General features: G+C 54.5%; 6 protein-coding genes and 1 tRNA gene. 6 read left to right on the forward strand and 1 reads right to left on the reverse strand.

The features are described 5' to 3' along the window. Positions 1–72: 72 nt before the first annotated feature. The 3 genes from IQ273_RS29120 (at position 73) to IQ273_RS29130 (ending at position 2,250) form a co-directional block, all read left to right on the forward strand. A tRNA-Gly gene (locus IQ273_RS29120) sits at positions 73–144 on the forward strand. Positions 145–376: 232 nt separating this feature from the next. Beyond that, positions 377–1,540: a tyrosine-type recombinase/integrase gene (locus IQ273_RS29125; RefSeq protein WP_194026606.1), complete on the forward strand. Its 1,164-nt coding sequence runs from the start codon at positions 377–379 to the stop codon at positions 1,538–1,540. Between the two features lie 32 nt (positions 1,541–1,572). Continuing rightward, positions 1,573–2,250, forward strand: a complete 678-nt coding sequence (locus tag IQ273_RS29130) for a hypothetical protein (RefSeq protein ID WP_194026607.1) — start codon at positions 1,573–1,575, stop codon at positions 2,248–2,250. A gap of 57 nt (positions 2,251–2,307) precedes the next feature. On the opposite strand, the gene IQ273_RS29135 is transcribed toward IQ273_RS29130, so the two are convergent. Further along, on the reverse strand, positions 2,308–2,958 hold the full coding sequence (locus IQ273_RS29135) for a S24 family peptidase (protein WP_194026608.1): 651 nt from the start codon (positions 2,956–2,958) through the stop codon (positions 2,308–2,310). Positions 2,959–3,054: 96 nt separating this feature from the next. On the opposite strand from IQ273_RS29135, the gene IQ273_RS36125 reads away from it, so the two are divergent. The 3 genes from IQ273_RS36125 to IQ273_RS29150 form a co-directional block, all read left to right on the forward strand. After that, positions 3,055–3,381: a helix-turn-helix domain-containing protein gene (locus tag IQ273_RS36125; protein ID WP_194026609.1), complete on the forward strand. Its 327-nt coding sequence runs from the start codon at positions 3,055–3,057 to the stop codon at positions 3,379–3,381. Continuing rightward, positions 3,263–3,559 (forward strand): AlpA family transcriptional regulator, encoded by a 297-nt coding sequence (locus IQ273_RS29145; protein ID WP_194026610.1) that lies wholly within the window; start codon positions 3,263–3,265, stop codon positions 3,557–3,559. Before IQ273_RS36125 ends, IQ273_RS29145 begins: the two co-directional genes overlap by 119 nt. Positions 3,560–3,874: 315 nt before the next feature. Continuing rightward, on the forward strand, positions 3,875–6,089 hold a 2,215-nt coding region (locus IQ273_RS29150; protein WP_228054113.1), incomplete at its 3' end, for a DUF3987 domain-containing protein.

Genomic DNA, 6,089 nt, shown 5'->3' on the forward strand with positions numbered 1-6,089 from the left:
CAGGAATATACGTTGAGCAAATAGCCGTATAATAGGAGTCCGTTGGCAACGCGCTTGCCCAGCGGCACCTCTGCGGGTGTAGTTCAGTGGTAGAACGTCAGCTTCCCAAGCTGAATGTCGTCGGTTCGAGTCCGATCACCCGCTTTCAATTGTTTCAGCCTCAAACGCTCTCCCAGAAAGGGATTCAGCCATCAAGGTGTTGATTGCTTTTTGGTAAAGTGGCCGTGACGTTGGGTCACTTTGGGGCAGTTTGGGGGTAAAAACTGGTACGAAATTGGTATAAACCTCCGGGCACGAAAAGCGGATTGATGGGGTCTGGGATAACCGTAGATAACGGCAAGGGTGCAGGCGATGTACTTTACCCCCACTCCGAACTATGGCTAAAGGACAAGTTAAAGTCGAAGTTTATTCCGAGCGCTTGCGGTTGCGGTGGAGTCACCGGAGCCAGCGCTACTGCCTGTCGGTTGGTTTGCCAGACAGCATTATCAACCGCAGGGTCGCAACGCAAAAGGCCCAGCAGATCGAGTTAGACATGCTGAGCGGCAATTTTGATCCCACGTTGCAAAAATACAAGCCTGAGGACCCACTTCCAATGGTTGTAGCTGGCTCTGAGGCGTCTCAGAGCTATACCGATGTCTTTAAGCAGCATTGGGATGAGTTTGTGGACGATAAGGGGCAACGGCTAGAGAGCCCTTTCACCATCGTGAGCATGTACAACCCGATTCCCAAAAAAGTGCGCAATTTTGGGCGCAAGATCCTTGGCCGCCGGGAGGCCCAAGAGTTCGTCACGTTTATGCTGCAAAGTGCTTCTCCCGCCACCATTAAGAAACAGGTGATCATCCTGAATGACTTTGGCAACTGGGTGCAGCAGAACAAACTGGTGGACCCAGGTTGGGAGAACCCGTTTACCGGGCTGACGGAGATGTGCCACCCGGTGCCGCCGCTCAAAGTTCCCCCCTTTAGCGAGGCGGAAATTAAGCAGATTATCGGTACCTTTCGCAACGATCGCTACTACGCCCACTACACCGACTATGTGCAGTTCTTGTTTATGACGGGCTGTAGAACCAGTGAGGCCATCGGTCTCCAGTGGAAGCATATTCGTCGTGATTGTACCGGGATTACGTTTAACGAAACCCTGGTGCGGAAGGGTACCGGCACGGCTCGCCTGCGAAAGGCCACCAAAACGAATCGGGCTCGGTTCTTCCCGTGTAATGGTGACCTACAGAACCTGTTGTTAGCCATTCGCCCTGAAGACTACAAACCCGATACCCTGGTCTTTCCCAGCCCCAAGGGTAAACCGATTGATGCGACGAACTTCCTCAATCGGGCCTGGCAGAGCATTTTGAAGAAGTGCGGTATGACTCAAGAAAACGGGCTGTATCGCACCCAGTACAACACCCGGCATACGTTCATTAGCCACATGCTGGCGAAGGGGATGTCGGTGATTGAGGTGGCCAAGCTGACTGGCCATGATCCTAAAGTTCTGTTGGAGCACTATGCTGGCCTGATTAGTCAGATCGAGGTGCCTACGTTCTTTTAGGGGTTGGTCGTTGTCGAGGAGCGCTATCCGTCATGACCTGGAACACCAATTTTGGCAAGCGCGTGCTGGAGGGGGCAGAGGCTAAGTTTTACCTGCACATTCTCCAGGCGGCGGTTGAGTTCAGCCAGGAAGCGGTTGAATTCGACGAGGTAGAGGTTATCACTGGAGACCGCATCTTCGACAGCGCCAGCTTTGAGCAACGGGTGGTGTTGTGGCATCGGTGCCTGGAGGCGTTACTCAAGCCCGAGGTGCCGGTGCCACCCCTCACCAATGTGCTAGAAGCGGCAGCCTATTTCCCTTTCGCCTGGTTGACCCAACGGGTGGAAGATGAAATCGCTTTCGCTGACTGTATTAAGCAGGATGACGATCCGTTTTACTGGCGAAGACTGATTTGGGAAACTCTGAACGCCCTGGGAATGCTCAAGGTTTTAGAAGCCGAGTTTGAGGAGGAGGAGGATATTCTGCCTATTGAGGTGGACTGTGAAGACTCGCTGGAATGGGAAAACTGCATTGATGAGCTGGCCGATCGCATCTTTTGGGATCGTGACTGGCAGGTAACCTACAACCATCCTCAGTTGCTAGATGGCATTGAGGAAGAGTTTGCCAATCAAACGGGAATCTCGGAAGAGTATGTCCAGAATCGTCTGCCTAAGGTGACACAGGCAGAAGCCGATGCTGCGTTGCAGAAAATTTTAGATTGGCAGAATTAGAAGGAATAGTAGCCAGCCTGACGGGCCTCAGCAAGTAAATACCAACTATCACAAAGGTCATACGAGATGTAATTTGTGGCCAACCCAAATAACTCTACCCATAAGGCTTAATCCACTGGCTTGGCTCGACAAGACGAGGGAAAAAGCTTCGTAAGCCACATTATCACTCAGAACTCGAATTGTCTTCTCAGCAACATATTGCAGGCGTTTAACCAAAATTCGGTCATCCAGCTTGAGTAGATAGATGCCATGGGTCACCGACTCCAGATCTCGGTCTGTGGTGTCTACAAGCACCAGCGCTCCTACCAGCAGGGTCGGCTCCATACTGTCATCAACCACCTGGGTCAGCATCAGGTGCTCAAACGAATCAGGGAACTCCGTCCTTAGCCAATCCGTCTCAAAGGCCAGCGGATCCTTTTGAATGTACTTCTCAGCTAACGCTTGAGGCGAGTCGTGAGGAGCCGTCCCAGGCTGACCAGTTGCCAGCCACTCGACGCTGATATTAGCCGTGCGGGCTATAGCGAGTAATGCCGGGCGAGTTGGCTCGCTTTGGCCATTGAGATATTGGCGGAGCACGGTGTCAGAAAAGCCGCAGTCCCTGGCAAAGCCCCGAATGCTCTTGTCACCGACCGCTTGTTTTAGACGGACTGGAAACTGGTCAACTGCCGTGGCATCCGCCTGCGCCTCATCAGGTAATGGATTAGTCATAGGGTTACATTAATTGCAGATGCAAATTATAACACTTGACATGCAAGTTATTTATTGCTAACTTCATCGATATATTGATGGAGCTAAGACAATTCTATGCATGTAGAAGACATTAAAGCAGCTCTACGCAAGCAGGGCTGGACTCTAACCAGCATCGCGAAAGAACTGAATATTGGTACCTCGGCAGTCTCCCATGCCTTGACTCGACAGCGATCGCGCCGCATCGAGCAGGTGGTGGCGAGCAAACTTGGCCTGCCTCCCCATGAGATTTGGCCTCAACGGTATAAGCGAGGAAAAGCAAACCATGGTCCAATTCATCAGCAAGCAGGAAGCTACCCAATACCTCAAGCTCAGCGATACGACACTGAAGCGTTATCGATTGCAGGGGGTGCTGATCGAGGGCATCCATTGGGTTCGTATTAACAGCCGTTGCATTCGCTACAACCTAGAGCTGATGCAAGACTGGCTCCACAACCGCCACGATCCGATCGCTCACCAGCGAGCCATCAGAATTTACCAGGCCAGCTTGTTGAGTAATCGTAAAAAACCATCTCAGTCCAACACTCGAAATGACTCACCCAAGCTGAAAAACAGCAAATAGAGCTTTCAGAGTTTAGTCAAATTGTTGATAGCTTTCTAGCCTCATTCTTTAAGCTCAAGATTGATTGAAAAAACACCCCAACTACTTGCTAGCCAGGGTGCCGAGTTCTTTTTTTATTTTTCACAGCCGGGTTAATCAACGTCTTGAAGCGGTTTGTCAGAACCACTTCGTTCATTAACCTGCTACTGAAACATGTGTTTTCAACTATAGCAAAGTCATGGGCAATGTCCAAGACTACAAGGCTGATTGGGCGATTTGCTGAGCCCAGTAGCAGGTTAATTGTGGTGGCCCGGCTCCTAACCTCAGGAGCTAACCATGGCACAGTACATTTACTCGGGGCGATCGCGCCCCTGTCCAATCTGTGGACGAACCAAAGACCAAGACTGCCGCTGGAATGAGGAGGTGGTGTTCTGCCACACCCATGTAGACCAGGATGGGACGGTAGACGGCTACGTTTACCGGGGCGCAACAGCCGATGGCATGTGGGGGCAATACTTTGCAGCCACCGCTTCACCCGAGAAGCCGGTTCGACCCCAGCAGCGGCAGGATTACTTTTATCCGAGCCGAGCTGGGCAGCCCCTGGTGAAGGTGACTCGGGTGGATCGGGGCAACGGTGCAAAGTTTTTTGTGCAGTACCACTGGAACGGGCAGCAGTGGGTCAAAGGGTTAACCACTGAGATTAGAGCCCAGGTGCCGATCTACCGATACCGGGATGTTCAGAATGCCATATCCATCGGTCAACCCATCTGGATGGTGGAGGGGGAAGGCTGCGCGGATGCCTTATGGAATATTGGCATTCCCGCGACAACTACTCTGGGAGGCTCGAAGAAATACCGCAGCTATGGCGACTACCGCCAGGATTTGCAAGCGGCCCAGCTGGTGCTGTGCCCAGATCGCGACCAGGTCGGCATTGCTCACATGGAGGAAGTCGCCCAGGACTTTCCCTCAGCCCAGTGGTGCTACCCCTATCCTGAGAGCCTGCGTTGGCAAAACCTGCCGAAGCATGGCGGGCTGGATGTGGTGGATTGGATTCACGATGGAGCCACAGCGGAGCAGATTCGAGCAGCGGTACAAGACCGGCGGCAGTTGGAGATCAGCTCTGCTCAAGATCCCAAGAGATTGACGGTGCAGGCCTTGCAAGACCAGATTCGCACCTACCTGGGAACTAGCCCCACCGAACTGGCCTTAGCGGCGCAGGTGGTTCAATGGCACCAGGAGACGGGGCTATCAGCCAGGGATATCGGCAATCTGGTTACCCTGGTGCAGGCGGAGTTGGAGCAGACTGAGGAGCGGGACGATCGCCGGGCCGAGATTCACCAGCTGCTCAAAATTGGCGACTACCAGCTGTGCCTGGGGGAGTATCTTCACGCCGACCTGGCGGAACCCTTGGAGCAGATCGCGGACTGGATTGGCGCGACGCCAGCGGCGATGCTGGTGACGCTGCTGCCGGTGGCGGCGTCATTGCTGCGGGTGGGTACGGAGCTGGAGATTGATGCCGGGATGGGGTTCTCGGTGCCGCCGATTGTGTTCACTGGGCTGGTGGCCCCTTCGGGCAGTAAGAAGAGCCCAATTCAGCGGCAGATTTTAGGGCCGCTCTCGCTGCTTCAGGCGGAGGCGGATCAGGAGTATGAGTATGCCGCCTCGGAGTATGAGGTTGACCTGCGGGATTGGGATCAGACCAGGGCAGAGGACAGGGGCATTCGTCCGAGGAAGCCGATGCCCAGGGAGTATCACACCTCGGATGCGACACGGGAGGCGATCGCCCGCATCCAAGCCCAACAGCCGGAGCGGGGCATTTTGGTAACGCCGGATGAGCTGGCGGGCCTCTTCAAGGGGCAGAACCAGTACCGCAATGGTCGAGGGAACGATAAGGAGTCGCTGCTAACGGCCTTTGATGGCTCGGGGTTGAAGGTGGATCGGGCCAGTGGCCTGCGCATCAGCCTGCCGCGTACCAGTCTGAGCCTGACGGGAACGATTCAGCCCGATATTCTGCGGGAGATGATGGGGGATTGCTCGGATGCCAGTGGACAGTGGGCCAGGTTTTTGTGGTGTCTGCTGCCGCTGAAGCCTGCACCGTTTCCCCGACGGACGGTGCGCTATGACGTGTCGGAGCGGCTCTATGGCGTCTACCAGCAGTTGGAGGGATTGACGGCTCAGTGCTATCGGCTGAGCCCTGAGGCCAAAGCATTGTTTGCGGATTGGTATGACCAGTTGGATCAGCTGCGGGTGACGGAGACCCACCCAGGCTTGCAGGCGGTCTATTCTAAAATGCAGGGCTATACAGGGCGGCTGGCGCTGATTTTGCACTGCCTGAATGCAGCGGTGGAGGGGCGTTTGCCGACCCATGCAGTGGAGTCGGGTCAGATGCAGGCGGCGATTAAGCTGGGGCGTTGGTTCATTGGTCAGGTGAAGCTGCTCTATGCGGACGGGAATACGGTGGATGGGGCGCTGGAGCCGGTTTATACGAAGCTGATTCAGCTATCGCGGGTGCGGGGCTGGCTGCGGGCCAAGGATGTGCGGAACTATGAGC

This window comes from Nodosilinea sp. LEGE 07298, from assembly GCF_015207265.1.
Taxonomy (GTDB): Bacteria; Cyanobacteriota; Cyanobacteriia; order Phormidesmidales; family Phormidesmidaceae; genus Nodosilinea.

Excerpts from the sequence above, each read along its gene's own strand:
- IQ273_RS29125 (WP_194026606.1), top strand. The coding sequence starts at position 377 with ATGGCTAAAGGACAAGTTAAAGTCGAAGTTTATTCCGAGCGCTTGCGG.
- IQ273_RS36125 (WP_194026609.1), top strand. The coding sequence starts at position 3,055 with ATGCATGTAGAAGACATTAAAGCAGCTCTACGCAAGCAGGGCTGGACT.
- IQ273_RS29130 (WP_194026607.1), top strand. The coding sequence starts at position 1,573 with ATGACCTGGAACACCAATTTTGGCAAGCGCGTGCTGGAGGGGGCAGAG.
- IQ273_RS29135 (WP_194026608.1), bottom strand. The coding sequence starts at position 2,958 with ATGACTAATCCATTACCTGATGAGGCGCAGGCGGATGCCACGGCAGTT.
- IQ273_RS29145 (WP_194026610.1), top strand. The coding sequence starts at position 3,263 with ATGGTCCAATTCATCAGCAAGCAGGAAGCTACCCAATACCTCAAGCTC.